Below are 14,520 nucleotides of genomic sequence, written 5' to 3' on the forward strand. Positions count from 1 at the left end.
TTTTTTATTTATTTACCTGATACTTGCGAACTCCGTTTGCAATGAATTCAACAATCTGCTTAGCTGCTGCAATACCAGCATTGATATTGGCCTCGGCAGTCTGGGCACCCATCTTTTTCGGAGTTCCGAAATAGCGTGCACCGTATTTTTCGGCCAATTCGGCGTCGTTGGATGGCTTGATATCGGTGAGGTAAACAAAATCCGGACGCTCTTCAAACATCTTAACCAATCCAGCCTCGTCAACCACCTCTTTACGAGCCGTGTTGACAATAGTAGCTCCCTTGGGCATTTTAGACATCAGATCGAAGTTGATCGAATTCTTTGTTTCGGGAGTAGCCGGAATATGCAAAGAAACCACCTGGCATTTTTCAAACAACTCTTCGGTAGAACCAAGAGCCTTTACTCCGTCGTTCTCGATGATGGCAGCCGGACAGAAAGCATCGTAAGCATATACCTTCATACCGAAACCTTTAGCGATACGTGCAACGTTGCGGCCCACGTTACCATAAGCCAGAATACCTAATTTCTTGGTAAGCAGCTCGGTACCCGATGTTCCATTGAAATGGTTACGAATAGAATATACCAACATACCGAAAACAAGTTCAGCTACAGCGTTGGCATTTTGTCCCGGAGTGTTCATTACACACACATTGTGAGCCGTGGCGGCATCCAGGTCTACGTTGTCGTATCCCGCACCAGCGCGTACCACGATCTTTAGATTTTTGGCCGCTTCAAGTACCTCGGCATCAATAATGTCGCTTCGGATAATGATCGCGTCTACATCCTTCACAGCATCAAGCAGCTGTGCTTTTTCCGTATACTTTTCAAGGAGTGCCAGTTCAAAACCGGCAGCCTCCATGATTTCACGGATTCCTTGTACAGCTACTGCTGCAAAAGGTTTATCTGTTGCAATTAATACTTTTGTCATCTTAGTGAAGTTTTTCAAATTCCTTCATTGTGGCAACCAAAGCCTCTACACTGCTTTTTGGCATTGCATTATAGATAGATGCTCTGAAACCTCCAACCGAACGGTGACCTTTAATACCTACCATACCGGCAGCTGAAGCAAACGAGTTGAACTCAGCTTCCAGTTCCTGGTATTCTTCATTCATAACAAAACAAACGTTCATGATCGAGCGGTCTTCAACAGCTGCAGTTCCTTTGAAAAGTTTGTTACGATCTATCTCATCATAAAGAATAGCTGCTTTCTCAAGATTAATCTTTTCGAGCGCAGCCACACCACCCAATTCCTTATACCATCTCAATGTTTGCAAAGCTGCAAAAATAGGCAATACAGGAGGAGTGTTAAACATAGATTCTTTTTTGATATGTGTACGGTAATCAAGCATGGTTGGAATCGGACGCTCTACATTGCCCAGGGCACCTTCGCGAACAATTGCCAACGTAACACCTGCCGGAGCCAGATTTTTCTGAGCGCCTGCATAAATGACATCGTATTTTGAAACGTCGATGGGACGGGAGAATATGTCTGACGACATGTCTGCAACCAGCGGACAGCCAACTTCCGGGTCATAACGCATCTCTGTACCAAAGATCGTATTGTTTGTAGTAAAGTGAAAATAATCGGAATCCGGCGAAACTGTGAAGTTTTTGGGAATAAAAGAGTAATTTGAATCCTTCGAGGAGGCGACAACTTCTACGTTGCCAAAGAATTTAGCCTCTTTGATCGCATTTGATGCCCAGGTGCCAGTGTCTAAATAAGACGCTTTTTTGTTTAACAAGTTAAACGGTACCATACAGAACTGTAAACTTGCCCCGCCGCCCAGGAATACAACTTCGTAGCCAGCCGGAACATCTAACAATTCTTTAATAAGTGCACGTGCTTCGTCGCTTACGGCCACAAACTCTTTGCTTCTATGCGAGACTTCAAGAATCGATAACCCGGTGCCGGCGAAATTTTCGACAGCTGCGGCTGTGTTCTTGATTGTGTACTCGCTCAGAATAGAGGGACCAGCATAAAAATTGTGCTTTTTCATACCATTGTTTTTTAATATTATTTTATAGAAAGTAACATTCTTCGTTATTTAGAGCCGCGAAAGTACTGCTTTTTTTGAAATCAACCATCTAAATTTATGAAAATTGTTCTTCAAAATGCGTTTTATTGTAACAATACTCAAGTAAAACCCGTGGAAAAGGTAACAGAATAATACTAAAACCTGTCTCCCCATAAGCTTTTCATATATTGGATAAGTTTGCTTTCCGACGCATTTGACTGGCCAATCCAAAGCCTTTCGTTCTCTACTTCGTGGGGAAGATAGGCCTGTTTTACGAAGTGACCTTCGTAATCGTGGGCATATTTGTACTCTTTCCCGTAATTCAATTCGGACATCAGCTTGGTGGGGGCATTGCGCAGATGAAGGGGTACAGGCAGGTTGCCCGTACGATTTACAAGAGCCAGGGCCTCGTCTATGGCCAGGTAGGCCGAATTGCTTTTTGCACTGCAGGCAAGGTAGACTGTTGTTTCGGCCAGAATGATCCGTCCTTCGGGCCATCCTATCTTCTTAAGTGCATCAAAACATGCATTTGCCAGCAATAAGGCATTTGGGTTTGCCAGTCCGATGTCTTCCGCAGCCGATATAACCAACCGGCGGGCAATAAATTCAGGATCTTCGCCACCGGCCACCATGCGGGCAAGCCAGTAAATGGCAGCATCGGGGTCGCTACCCCGGATCGACTTAATAAATGCTGAAATAATATCGTAATGCATTTCGCCGCCTTTGTCGTACGCCGCCGGATTTTCCTGCAGCCGTTCAACCACAGCCTCGTCGGTCACCTCAACCACTTCATCCTCATTGGCCGAAACCAGCAAATCTATTATATTAAGTAGTTTGCGGGCGTCTCCTCCGGAAAAACGAAGTAAGGCATCCGTCTCCTTTATATCAAATTTCTTCTCTTTCAATAGTATATCCTCTGTGATTGCCTTGTGCATCAGAGAAAGGAGATCTTCCTTATCCAACGACTTGAGCACATAGACTTGGCAGCGCGAGAGCAGGGGACGAATCACTTCGAAGGAGGGATTTTCGGTAGTTGCACCTATCAGGGTAACCACACCGGTTTCTACCGCGTGAAGCAGCGAATCCTGCTGAGACTTGCTGAATCTGTGAATCTCGTCGATAAACAGAATGGGCGATACCGTATTGAAAAACCGGTTGCTTTTAGCCTTGTCGATTACTTCGCGTACATCCTTTACACCAGAACTGATGGCACTTAACGTATAAAAAGGAGCTTCCAGGCGCGAAGCGATAATCTGAGCCAGGGTTGTTTTCCCCACACCCGGCGGACCCCAAAGAATAAATGACGGAATACGTCCGGATTCAATCATTTTACGCAATACCGCACCTTGTCCAACCAAGTGTTTTTGTCCCACATAGTCGTCCAACGTTCTGGGTCGCATACGTTCTGCCAACGGTTGATTCATGCTCACAAAATTGGGATTTTAAATTTACTTATCAAAACAACTCACCGTTAAAAAACAAGCAACAAATGCGCACATGTTTTCTAACGGTGGTACTATAGGGTAGGATATAGGGGGTGTACCTATATCCAGAGCCGATGAATCGTTATCAGCGATTGTGGTACATCTGTTCGTAGTACTTCAGGTAATCGCCGCCGGTAATTTCTTCAACCCACGACTGATTTTCAAGATACCAGCGGATCGTCTTTACAATGCCAACTTCGAAGGAAGTTTCAGGCAACCAACCCAGTTCGGTGCTTATTTTAGTAGGATCGATGGCATAACGCTGGTCATGCCCCAAACGATCTTTTACAAAGGTAATCAGGTCGTAGTTTATCCAGCTTACCGAGATTTCGCCGTTTGCATCCAACTCCTGTTTCTTAAGCACCTTACGGTAGCGAGGCTCCTCAGTCATCAGTTGGCGAATCGTATCAATGGTAAGCTTTACAATTTCTATGTTCTGCTTCTCGTTATGTCCGCCTACATTATATACTTCACCCACACGACCTTTGCGAACAACTGCATCAATCGCCTTGCAATGATCTTCTACATACAACCAGTCGCGTACATTGGTACCATCTCCATATACCGGAAGAGACTTGCCTTCCAGAATGTTCTTTATAATGAGCGGAATCAATTTTTCGGGGAAATGATAAGGACCGTAGTTATTTGAACAGCGGGTGATGCTCACCGGCATTTTGAACGTTTCGAAATAAGCCTTTACAAACAGGTCGGCACTCGTTTTAGAAGCACTATACGGACTGCGGGGATCCAGAGGCGTAGTTTCATGGAAATACCCTTCGGCACCCAAACTGCCATACACCTCGTCGGTAGACACCTGATGGAATCTCACCCCTTCACGCCAGGTAGGATAACCCTGTTCGTCCTTGCCTGTAACCCAGGCACGGCGTGCTGCATCCAGCAGATTCTGAGTTCCCAGAATATTTACCTTCAGGAAAAGCTGCGGATTTTCGATGCTACGGTCTACGTGACTCTCTGCGGCGAAATTCACTACGTAATCAAACTTATATTTGTCAAACAAGCTATCGGCCAATTCTTTGTCGCAGATATCCCCTTTCACAAATTCGCAACGATCCCCATCAATATCTCCGGCAATCGTACCCAGGTTTCCTGCGTAGGTAAGTAAATCCAGCACTACAATCTTGCAATCGGTATAGGTTGCAAGCATATACTTAACATAGTTAGCTCCAATAAAACCGGCAGCACCGGTAACGAGGTAAGTTTTCATTGTTTATCGTTGATGTATATTAGTAAATATAATTAATGTCGGCTTCCGCCAGCAGCGGTGCAGTTTTATCTTTTTCAGAGAGGATAACATTTTCCGGATCTGTAATCTGCCAGTCAATCCCAATCTGCGGATCATCAAAACGCAGACTACGTTCGTGCGACGGCATATACGGATTATCCACTTTATAGGTAAAAACAGCCCTTTCGCTAAGAACATGAAAGCCGTGGGCAAACCCCTGCGGAATATAGAACTGGCGTTTGTTTTGTCCGGATAGCTCTACAGCCATATACTTTCCGAAAGTGGGCGACCCTTTCCGTAAGTCCACCGCCACATCAAGTACCGTGCCCTCAATCACCCGCACCAGTTTGGCCTGCGAGTAAGGAGCCAGCTGATAATGCAAACCACGCAACACACCACGGGAAGAGCCTGATTCATTTTCCTGAATAAAGTCTACCTTCCCCACATTCTGATTAAAAACCTCCTGTTTAAACGATTCCATAAAGTAACCTCTCGAATCGGAAAGAACTTTTGGCTCAATAATCCACAACCCTGCTATTTCTGTCTGAATATATTTCATTCTGTATTCTCTGTAATAAAAAACAAAGTAAATCATTTTTGCCAACATGTGCAATAAAATATTTTCTTAACAAAAGTTGACCGAACTCTTGCAAGATTCAAAAAGATTGCCTTACTTTGCACTCGCAATTCGGGAGAGACTTGCAATAATGTAATGATCCACCATTTGCAATGAATGGTTCCTTGGCCGAGTGGCTAGGCACCGGTCTGCAAAACCGTTTACGGCGGTTCGAATCCGCCAGGAACCTCAAAAGCCCCATTTTCAGGAGTGGGGCTTTTTCTATTTAGTTCAATCCCAATCACTTACATTTTCATTTATGGTGTCTTACACGAAAAATATGTAGCCCGGTCGTAGAAAAACGGGGTCGTGTAGACCGATTATAGCCCGGTAATTTGCATGTCAACAATTCGAATCTATTTACGAAAACAGACTAAACCCATGGGATTCAGGTAATGTGGAAAAATGTAGATAAAATGATTTTGTGAATTTCTTAATTGTTTGTTAATCTATATTACATTCGGGAATGTCCAAGAGGTGAATAATTATTTAAAAATAAATGCTATTTATGTATTTAATAAGTAACTTTACTTTTTTAAACCTAATTAAATCAAATCCAACTTATTATGAAACGACTGTTTGTTATTTTATCCGGCTTGTTTCTTGCGCTGTCTGCAAGTGGACAGGATTTGCCGGCTGCCTGGGAAGAACTTACTTCACCAGATTTTGTAAAGGCAACTCAGAAATCCGAAGGTGTTTGTATAATTCCGATGGGAGTAATCGAGAAACATGGTCCGCATCTACCTTTGGGAACCGATGTGTTTACAGCAAGAGCTATAAGCTTAAAGTCGGCATCTACGGAATACTGCATCGTTTATCCTTTTTATTTTGCCGGACAAATATTTGAAGCCAAGCAACAATCCGGAACCATTGCCTATAGTCCGGAACTGCTTTACAAGATGCTTGATGAAACCTGTAAAGAGATAGCCAGAAATGGTATTAAGAAGATACTCCTTGTAAATGGTCACGGTGGTAATACAAACTTTCTTCAATATTTCTGTCAGTCTCAGCTAGCAGAAGCAAAGGACTATGCAGTCTACCTTTTCACCCCTTCGGTTGATGCCGCAACCAGAACTAAAATAACTTCTATGCGTAAAAGTACTACCGGAGGACATGCAGATGAAGAAGAATCGAGTGTAATGATGCTAATTAAACCAGATCTGGTAAAAAAAGAGCAGGCTACCAGTCAGTCGGGTGTCGACCAGAATCGATTACAATTACCCAATGCCTATACAGCTATCTGGTGGTATGCGAAATACCCCAATCATTATGCGGGAGATGCTAAAGATGCGGATGCAGAATTAGGAAAGGTGATCTTTGATCAGCGTTGTAAACAGCTTTCGGAAGTGATTAAAGCCGTTAAAGCTGACAAAATTACCCACAAGCTGCAGAACGATTTCTATCAAGAATCCGCTTCACCTCAGGCTACGAAGGTAAAGCAATAAAGATTAGGCAAGTATATTTTTTTAATTAGTATAGAAAAGCCAAGCAGTTAGCTGGATTGCCCCAATACCAGGCAGAAAATCAATTCTGCCTGGTACATAAGTTATTCTAATTCTACAATATCATCAATTTTAATGATATCGTTAAGTATTGCTATTTTTAAAGGGATAATTACACAATGTTGATCATATGAATTATAGTAAGATACAGCATACCAGTCACCTTCAATGTGTTTTACAGCCAATGATTTTACTCCTGTTTGATCAAAATCTTGAGCATAAATAACCAAATCATAACCATTTGTTTGAGCAACTCTTTTCTTTTTGTCAATCAATTTATTCGTCAAATATTGTGTAACAAGTTTATCTCCTGTAGTTTTATCTATACCTCTATCCATCCAAGTACAATAGGCGACATAGAAGTTCTTAATATGTTTTTCTACTTCTTTTATTTTATCTGATTGTTGATTCCCTAGTATATTCCTACTATCAGATATTTCCGAAGATATATTGTTGAATATCAAGAATGTGGCAAGAAAAAGTAATAATATTCTTTTCATAATGTAATTATTGTGTTCGTAAAATTGTAATTTTGAGCGCGACTATTTCTATATGCCGAACCTCCATATTAACGAATATATAGATATTTGTAAGGATGTTCTTTCTGAATTTGAAACAAAGTTAAGCAAAAGCTTCAAAGTTTAATCATTGAAATACATCAAGAAATAAATGAATGATAAAATATTGAAAATTCTTGAAAACAGGAATATTAAACCTACCTCCAATCGTGTGCTGGTTTTAAAAGCAATGTTAAACTTTGATTGGGCGTTTACCTTGGCTGATTTGGAAAATGAATTAATAAGCGTTGATAAATCTACTATTTCGCGTACCATTCATCTATTTCGTCATCAACAATTAATACATAGTTTTGATGATGGTTCGGGATCTGTAAAATATGCTGTATGCAATACTGAATGTAATTGCAGCTTAGACGAATTGCATGCACACTTTTATTGTAATTATTGTAAAAAAGCATTTTGTCTTAATAACATCCATATCCCACAATTCGATTTGCCAACGGATGTTGAAATTGAGGGTGTGAATCTGGTTATTAAAGGTTTTTGCGGAAAATGTAGTAAAATTGCAACTTAGTTGCAGAATCTTAATTGTATCTTTGCATAGTTAAAGGTTGAAAATAGTTTGAAAAAGAATTTATCCATATCATTCATTTCTCTATCAACGATGCTGTTGTTGTTGCTTACTTTTGTACCGCACCATCATCATCATGGTATCGCCTGTGTGATAATGGAACATTGTGAACAGGATAATGCTGTAAACGATAAGCATACCAGCCACAATGACGCGCCAGATAAAGGGCAGCAAGGGCAATCTTGTGTGGCGGAGCTCGAATACATTGCTTCTACATCCGATAAAGAAGTAAATTGTACGGTTTCGTGCGATAATCACCACCATACACACTTTTATCCTATCTTAATCCTTGTTGCAGATTTTTTGATTTATAATACCGACAACTCCGGGATTCTCGAATCCGAATGGGGAGAATATCTTTTATGTTACAAATCTGCTGAAACAAGCAGCTTCCTCAATCTAAGGGCACCTCCGGCTCTTATTTCTTGAATTATTGACCATTCCTGGACAATAGTTACTTCTGAATTTAATTCAGGAGTTCGCTATCTATTCCGTATTTTTTACTAATCAAGGATAATATCCCGTTTACGGCCTATACAACAGGCTGTAAACTGAGTTGCCCTTATTCAACAATTCAATATTAAAATGAAAACGTATATATCATTTGTAACCGTTATAGCCGTGCTATTCTTCACCTCCTGTAATCAGGGAAAGGAAGAACATAATGAAGATTCTAAAGGTATCCACACGCTAGCTGAGGGAGAAAGCCATAATCACTCTGAAGATGACGGACACGATCATGCCAAAGGTGAGAGTAATCATACCGACGAAATTTCCTTTACCAAAGCGCAAGCCGAGGCTGTTGGCTTAATTGTAGAGACAGTATCTCCGGGTGCATTTCAGCAGGTAATCAAAACAAGCGGACAAATACAAGCTTCGCAAGGTGATGAGGCCACGATAGTATCAACTTCCAACGGTATTGTATCTTTTTCCAATCGATCCATTACAGAAGGGGCAGCTGTTAGATCTGGTGAGGCTATTGTAACAGTTTCAGCAAAAAATCTGTTAGAAGGTGATCCTGCAACCAAAGTAAAAATCGTTTACGAAACCGCTCAAAAAGAGTTTTCACGTGCCGAAAAATTGATAAAAGATAATATCATTTCCGCTAAAGAATACGAACAAATCCGTTTACGTTATGAGACTGCCAAAACAGCTTATGAAGCACAGGCAGCTAATATCACCTCAAGTGGTGTACGGATTACATCACCTATAAGCGGTTTCATCAAAAATCGTTTGGTAAGCCAGGGTGACTATGTTTCGGTAGGTCAACCCATCGCAACTGTTTCGCAAAACAAACGCCTTCAATTGCGTGCGGAGGTATCAGAGAATTATTACAAATCACTGAAAAATATAGGTGGTGCTAATTTTCAGACATCATACGACAATGAGGTGTATAAGCTTTCTGACCTGAACGGACGTTTACTGTCGTTTGGTAAAGCATCAGGTGGACAATCATTCTATATCCCGGTAACGTTTGAATTTGATAATATAGGCGATATCATTCCGGGTTCATTCGTATCGGTATATTTGCTTTCCAACCCTCTGGAGAATGTAATTTCTGTCCCGGTATCGGCTTTAACTGAAGAGCAAGGATTGAATTTCGTTTATCTGCAATTGGATGAAGAGGGTTATAAAAAACAAGAGGTAACTCTTGGGCAAAGCAACGGAGACAGAGTACAAGTGCTTTCCGGCCTAAAAGCGGGCGACAAGGTGGTAACCAAAGGTGTTTATCAAGTCAAATTAGCTGCCGTTTCGTCTATCATGCCAGAAGGACATAGTCACAGTCATTAACTCCTAAAATGAATTTTATGCTAAACAAGATAATAAAATTTTCGCTTAATAACCGGATGGTTGTGCTGGTAGCATCCCTGCTGTTGATGTTAGTGGGAACCTATACTGCCACCAATATGGAAGTTGATGTATTTCCTGATCTTAATGCCCCAACCGTAGTTATAATGACTGAAGCCAAAGGTATGGCGCCTGAAGAGGTAGAGCGTTTGGTTAGTTTCCCGGTAGAAACTGCTGTAAACGGAGCAACTGATGTGCGTCGTGTACGTTCGTCGTCTACCACCGGGTTTTCAATTGTGTGGGTCGAATTTAACTGGGGAACGGATATTTACCGCGCCCGCCAAATAGTTTCCGAAAAATTGGCCGTAGTTAAAGATGCTTTACCTTCTAATGTGGGTAATCCTACCTTAGGTCCGCAATCGTCCATTTTAGGAGAATTAATGATTATAGGGTTGACGGCCGATACTACATCTTTGCAGGATTTGCGTACGTTGGCAGACTGGACTATACGTCCGCGACTGCTTTCTACCGGAGGAGTGGCACAGGTAACCGTATTAGGCGGCGATATCAAGGAATACCAAATTTTGCTCAATCCTGAAAAGATGAAGCATTACGGTATCAACCTGGATGAAGTAATAAAAGTAGTAACGGAAATGAATCAAAATGCTTCGGGGGGAGTACTGTATGAATACGGAAACGAATATATAATCCGTGGTTTACTCTCCACGAACAATATTGCTGCTTTGGGTGCAACTGTTGTCAAAAGTATGAACGATGTACCCGTGTTGCTTGAAAACATTGCACAGGTAAAAATTGGCAATAAAGCTCCCAAGTTAGGTATCGCTTCAGAAAAAGGAAAAGCTGCTGTATTGATAACTGTTACCAAACAACCGGCTACCAGCACAATCGAACTGACAAACAAGCTGGATCAATCGCTGGCCGAACTTAAAACAACATTTCCCTCGGATGTGAAACTATCCACGGATATCTTCCGCCAGGCACGTTTTATCGATAATTCTATCGGTAATGTTCAGAAATCGCTCTACGAAGGAGGAATATTTGTTGTTATCGTTCTATTTGTTTTCCTTATGAACGTTCGTACAACCCTAATTTCATTAATAACGATTCCTCTTTCGTTGGTTGCTTCGATTTTGGCCCTTAAATTAATGGGACTAACCATCAATACCATGAGTTTGGGTGGTATGGCCATTGCTATTGGTTCGTTGGTTGACGATGCCATTGTAGATGTAGAAAATGTTTTTAAACGATTGCGTGAAAACAGGCAGAAACCTAAGGACGAGCAAAAAACTGTGATGACAGTGGTCTTTGAGGCTTCAAAGGAGGTTAGGATGCCAATATTAAATTCGACTCTAATTATTATTGCCAGCTTTGTTCCACTATTTTTCCTTTCAGGAATGGAAGGCCGTATGCTGGCTCCACTTGGTATTGCGTTTATCGTGGCATTGATTGCATCGACAGTGGTGGCGTTGACGCTGACTCCCGTTCTATGTAGTTATTTATTGGGTAAGCCGAAGAAAAATAACGATAAACCCGAAAGTGAGCCTTATGTAGTGCGTAAACTGAAAAACGTATATGGTAAAGCATTGAAATGGACGCTTAACCATCGTAAATTGGTGCTTGGCGGAACGGGAGTGGTGCTGGTGGCAACGGTTGTTATATTCTTTACATTGGGACGCAGTTTTCTCCCGCCGTTTAATGAAGGTTCGTTTACAATAAATATTAGTACACTTCCCGGTATTTCGTTGGAGGAATCAGATAAGATGGGGCGTATCGCCGAAAACATATTGTTGTCTATTCCCGAAATACAAACTGTAGGGAGAAAGACGGGGCGTGCCGAGTTGGACGAACATGCTTTGGGTGTGAATGTATCGGAAATTGAAGCCCCTTTTGTACTTAAAAAACGTTCGAAAGATGAAGTATTAGCCGAAATTCGTGAAAAACTTAAAGTCTTGTCGGGTGTGAATATTGAAATTGGACAACCTATTTCACACCGTATTGATGCGATGTTGTCCGGTACACGGGCCAATATTGCCATTAAACTTTTTGGAACAGACTTGAATAAAATGTTCACAATAGGCAATCAAATCAAAGCGTCTATTCAGGATGTGGAAGGTGTTGCCGACCTTAATGTGGAACAGCAAGTGGAACGTCCGCAATTAAAAATAGAACCCAAACGTGAAATGTTGGCTAAATATGGTATTACACCTCCCGAATTTGCTGAGATTGTTAATGTAATGTTGGCCGGGGAAGTAGTTTCGCAGGTTTATGAAGGCAACAAATCCTTTGATTTAACGCTGAAAGTAGACGATGATTATCGCACAACTACTGAACGTATCCGCAACCTGATTGTTGATGCCGGTGGACGGAAAATTCCGTTTAGCTATATTGCCGAAATCTCTTCATCTACTGGTCCCAATACAATTAACCGTGAAAATGTGGCGAGAAAAATCGTTATTTCTGCCAATGTAGCCGGGCGAGATTTACGGGGTGTGGTAAACGATATGCAGAAGAAAATAAATTCGGAAATAAAATTGCCCGAAGGTTATCATATTGAATATGGCGGACAGTTCGAGAGTGAACAGGCGGCGTCTCGTATTTTACTTATTACTTCCATTTTTTCTATCATGGTTATATTCATGCTGTTGTTTGCTCAGTTTAGAAGCGTTACCCAATCGGCAGTCATCCTGTTGAACCTTCCGTTGGCACTTATCGGAGGCGTGTTTACTATCTTCTTAACAGACGGCGTTATCAGTATTCCTGCAATTATTGGGTTTATATCATTGTTTGGTATCGCCACGCGTAACGGCATGTTGCTTATTTCGCACTATAACGATCTTCAAAATGATGGAATGTCGGCATTTGAAAGTATAATGCATGGTTCGCTTGACCGTTTGAATCCGATTTTGATGACTGCGCTAAGTTCGGGATTAGCTCTTATACCATTAGCATTAGGTGGTGATTTACCGGGTAACGAAATTCAAAGTCCTATGGCGAAAGTAATTCTTGGAGGATTACTTACATCAACCTTCCTTAATGGATTTATTATTCCTATTATGTATCTCTTAACCAATAAGAAAATTGTGGAAGAGGTAATAACAGACGATGAAGTAACAGAGTAAAACTTAAAGAATATGAAAATATTAATAATAATATCGACAATATTGGTGAGCATTCCGTTGATTGCCCAGAATAATATAAATTCAGTATTAGATTCGATTGAAGCAAACAATACAACGCTGAAATCGTTACGCCTGACTGCTGATGCGCAGAAGTTAGGAAATAAAACAAGTATATACCTTGACAATCCTGAAGTTGAATTCAACTATTTATGGGGAAAACCGGGTAATATTGGTTCCCGAACTGATATCAATATAAAGCAGACTTTCGATATCCCGACTATTTCGGGAATGAAAAGCCGCTTAGCGAACGGACAGAATACTTTGATAGAATTTCAATATAAAGCCGATCGCATGAATATACTGTTGGAAGCGAAGCGATATTGCATTGATTTAGTCTACTTTAACGCCCTGAAACGAGAATTGGATGTGCGTTTGCAACACGCTGAAACCATTGCTAAAGGTTATAAAGACCGATTGGATAGAGGAGATGCGAACCGTTTGGAATATAACAAGATTCAATTGAATCTCGCCTCTGTTCTAGGCGAGCTTTCTCGTGTTGAGGTAGAACGCAATGCTTTATTGTCGCAATTGAGAAGGCTTAACGGCGGTGTGGATATAGCGTTGGACGAAGACCAATTTGTACAAACACAATTACCGCTGAATTTTAATGATTGGTATGCAGAGGCTGAACAAAAAAATCCGGTGCTGGCTTATATCAAGCAGGAAATTGAAGTTGGAAAAAGTCAGGTTAGCCTTAGTAAGGCTTCAAACTGGCCTACTTTTTCGACAGGTTATATGAGTGAGAAAGTTGTTGGTCAGCAATATCAGGGATTTACTGTTGGTATTTCCATCCCTTTGTGGGAAAATAAAAACCGTGTGAAACAAGCAAAAGTTGCTGTTTCGGCAGCCGAATCGCGAGAAGCTGACCGTAAACAACAGTTCTACAGTCAACTTCAATCTCTTTACAATAGGGCAAATGGATTGAAAGTAATTGCCGAAAAGTATCGTCAGTCGCTGGCAAACGTAAACAATACAGATTTACTGAAAAAAGCACTTGACACGGGTGAAATTTCACTTTTGGACTATATAGTTGAAATTGGTTTGTACTATACAACCGTAAATCAGGCATTGGAAGCCGAACGTGATTATCAGAAAGCGATTGCTGAACTATCTGCAGTGGAACTCTAAAGGTGTAATGTGTTGATATTGCACCTTCGATTTCCTGAGGTTTAGGGATCTATTTATCGTATGTTAGTTATGTGTAAATTTATATGCCGTAAAATAAGCTTTTACATTAAGTAAACTAATTGTTTTATAGCTATATAGAATGTTTTTTACTTAAGTGGTTGAATCGTTTGACATATGTCGAAATTGATTTTGATATATGTCGAAATGTATTGCGACAGCTGTCAAAATGCATTTCGACAATTGTCGAACGATTTTTTCTCTTAAGCCTAAGTAAGTATTCGGTGTAGTACGTGTGATAAAATAGTATTATTCTATTTATAGCTTTAGCAAGATAATTTTTTAGATTACTTTTTCCAGTTATGAGGTAATAGTTCCTTGTAATTTTTGGGATCACA

General features: G+C 40.9%; 12 protein-coding genes and 1 tRNA gene. 7 read left to right on the forward strand and 6 right to left on the reverse strand.

From position 1 onward, the window contains the following. Positions 1–4: 4 nt before the first annotated feature. The 5 genes from AB7E53_RS03475 to rfbC form a co-directional block, all read right to left on the reverse strand. On the reverse strand, positions 5–928 hold the full coding sequence (locus tag AB7E53_RS03475) for an NAD(P)-dependent oxidoreductase (RefSeq protein WP_068186821.1): 924 nt from the start codon (positions 926–928) through the stop codon (positions 5–7). Position 929: 1 nt separating this feature from the next. Next, positions 930–1,997 (reverse strand): 3-phosphoserine/phosphohydroxythreonine transaminase, encoded by a 1,068-nt coding sequence (serC, locus tag AB7E53_RS03480; RefSeq protein WP_068186823.1) that lies wholly within the window; start codon positions 1,995–1,997, stop codon positions 930–932. Between the two features lie 173 nt (positions 1,998–2,170). Then, entirely contained in the window at positions 2,171–3,439 is a 1,269-nt protein-coding gene (locus tag AB7E53_RS03485) for a replication-associated recombination protein A (RefSeq protein WP_179398952.1), read from the reverse strand. Between the two features lie 145 nt (positions 3,440–3,584). Continuing rightward, on the reverse strand, positions 3,585–4,724 hold the full coding sequence (rfbB, locus tag AB7E53_RS03490; protein WP_446774174.1) for a dTDP-glucose 4,6-dehydratase: 1,140 nt from the start codon (positions 4,722–4,724) through the stop codon (positions 3,585–3,587). 19 nt (positions 4,725–4,743) lie between these two features. After that, positions 4,744–5,301: a dTDP-4-dehydrorhamnose 3,5-epimerase gene (gene rfbC / locus AB7E53_RS03495; RefSeq protein ID WP_068186833.1), complete on the reverse strand. Its 558-nt coding sequence runs from the start codon at positions 5,299–5,301 to the stop codon at positions 4,744–4,746. A gap of 176 nt (positions 5,302–5,477) precedes the next feature. Between rfbC and AB7E53_RS03500 the strand changes: the two genes are divergently transcribed. Both AB7E53_RS03500 and AB7E53_RS03505 read left to right on the forward strand, forming a co-directional pair. Continuing rightward, positions 5,478–5,548 (forward strand) — tRNA-Cys (locus tag AB7E53_RS03500). Positions 5,549–5,924: 376 nt separating this feature from the next. Beyond that, the gene (locus AB7E53_RS03505; protein WP_446774176.1) at positions 5,925–6,803 is read left to right on the forward strand and encodes a creatininase family protein; all 879 of its coding nucleotides are present in this window, start codon (positions 5,925–5,927) and stop codon (positions 6,801–6,803) included. 101 nt (positions 6,804–6,904) lie between these two features. On the opposite strand, the gene AB7E53_RS03510 is transcribed toward AB7E53_RS03505, so the two are convergent. After that, positions 6,905–7,360 (reverse strand): hypothetical protein, encoded by a 456-nt coding sequence (locus AB7E53_RS03510; protein ID WP_446774177.1) that lies wholly within the window; start codon positions 7,358–7,360, stop codon positions 6,905–6,907. 169 nt (positions 7,361–7,529) lie between these two features. Here AB7E53_RS03510 and AB7E53_RS03515 point away from each other — a divergent pair, with 169 nt between their 5' ends. The 5 genes from AB7E53_RS03515 to AB7E53_RS03535 all read left to right on the forward strand — a co-directional run bounded on the left by AB7E53_RS03515 (position 7,530) and on the right by AB7E53_RS03535 (position 14,125). Then, positions 7,530–7,952: a Fur family transcriptional regulator gene (locus tag AB7E53_RS03515; RefSeq protein WP_421466919.1), complete on the forward strand. Its 423-nt coding sequence runs from the start codon at positions 7,530–7,532 to the stop codon at positions 7,950–7,952. Between the two features lie 48 nt (positions 7,953–8,000). Then, complete coding sequence (locus tag AB7E53_RS03520) at positions 8,001–8,438, forward strand: hypothetical protein (RefSeq protein WP_446774179.1); 438 nt, start codon at positions 8,001–8,003, stop codon at positions 8,436–8,438. Between the two features lie 156 nt (positions 8,439–8,594). Further along, entirely contained in the window at positions 8,595–9,800 is a 1,206-nt protein-coding gene (locus AB7E53_RS03525; protein WP_446774181.1) for an efflux RND transporter periplasmic adaptor subunit, read from the forward strand. A 17-nt stretch (positions 9,801–9,817) separates the two neighbouring features. After that, positions 9,818–12,937, forward strand: coding sequence for an efflux RND transporter permease subunit (locus AB7E53_RS03530; RefSeq protein ID WP_446774183.1), 3,120 nt, complete (start codon positions 9,818–9,820; stop codon positions 12,935–12,937). 12 nt (positions 12,938–12,949) lie between these two features. Further along, positions 12,950–14,125 (forward strand): TolC family protein, encoded by a 1,176-nt coding sequence (locus AB7E53_RS03535; RefSeq protein ID WP_446774185.1) that lies wholly within the window; start codon positions 12,950–12,952, stop codon positions 14,123–14,125. Positions 14,126–14,520: the final 395 nt, after the last annotated feature.

The organism is Macellibacteroides sp. (assembly GCF_050251695.1).
GTDB classification, from domain to species: Bacteria; Bacteroidota; Bacteroidia; order Bacteroidales; family Tannerellaceae; genus Macellibacteroides; species Macellibacteroides fermentans.

Bases quoted from the DNA above. Each gene is read 5' to 3' on its own strand.
- AB7E53_RS03475 (WP_068186821.1), bottom strand. From the start codon at position 928: ATGACAAAAGTATTAATTGCAACAGATAAACCTTTTGCAGCAGTAGCT.
- serC (WP_068186823.1), bottom strand. From the start codon at position 1,997: ATGAAAAAGCACAATTTTTATGCTGGTCCCTCTATTCTGAGCGAGTAC.
- AB7E53_RS03485 (WP_179398952.1), bottom strand. From the start codon at position 3,439: ATGAATCAACCGTTGGCAGAACGTATGCGACCCAGAACGTTGGACGAC.
- rfbB (WP_446774174.1), bottom strand. From the start codon at position 4,724: ATGAAAACTTACCTCGTTACCGGTGCTGCCGGTTTTATTGGAGCTAAC.
- rfbC (WP_068186833.1), bottom strand. From the start codon at position 5,301: ATGAAATATATTCAGACAGAAATAGCAGGGTTGTGGATTATTGAGCCA.
- AB7E53_RS03505 (WP_446774176.1), top strand. From the start codon at position 5,925: ATGAAACGACTGTTTGTTATTTTATCCGGCTTGTTTCTTGCGCTGTCT.
- AB7E53_RS03510 (WP_446774177.1), bottom strand. From the start codon at position 7,360: ATGAAAAGAATATTATTACTTTTTCTTGCCACATTCTTGATATTCAAC.
- AB7E53_RS03515 (WP_421466919.1), top strand. From the start codon at position 7,530: ATGAATGATAAAATATTGAAAATTCTTGAAAACAGGAATATTAAACCT.
- AB7E53_RS03525 (WP_446774181.1), top strand. From the start codon at position 8,595: ATGAAAACGTATATATCATTTGTAACCGTTATAGCCGTGCTATTCTTC.
- AB7E53_RS03530 (WP_446774183.1), top strand. From the start codon at position 9,818: ATGCTAAACAAGATAATAAAATTTTCGCTTAATAACCGGATGGTTGTG.
- AB7E53_RS03535 (WP_446774185.1), top strand. From the start codon at position 12,950: ATGAAAATATTAATAATAATATCGACAATATTGGTGAGCATTCCGTTG.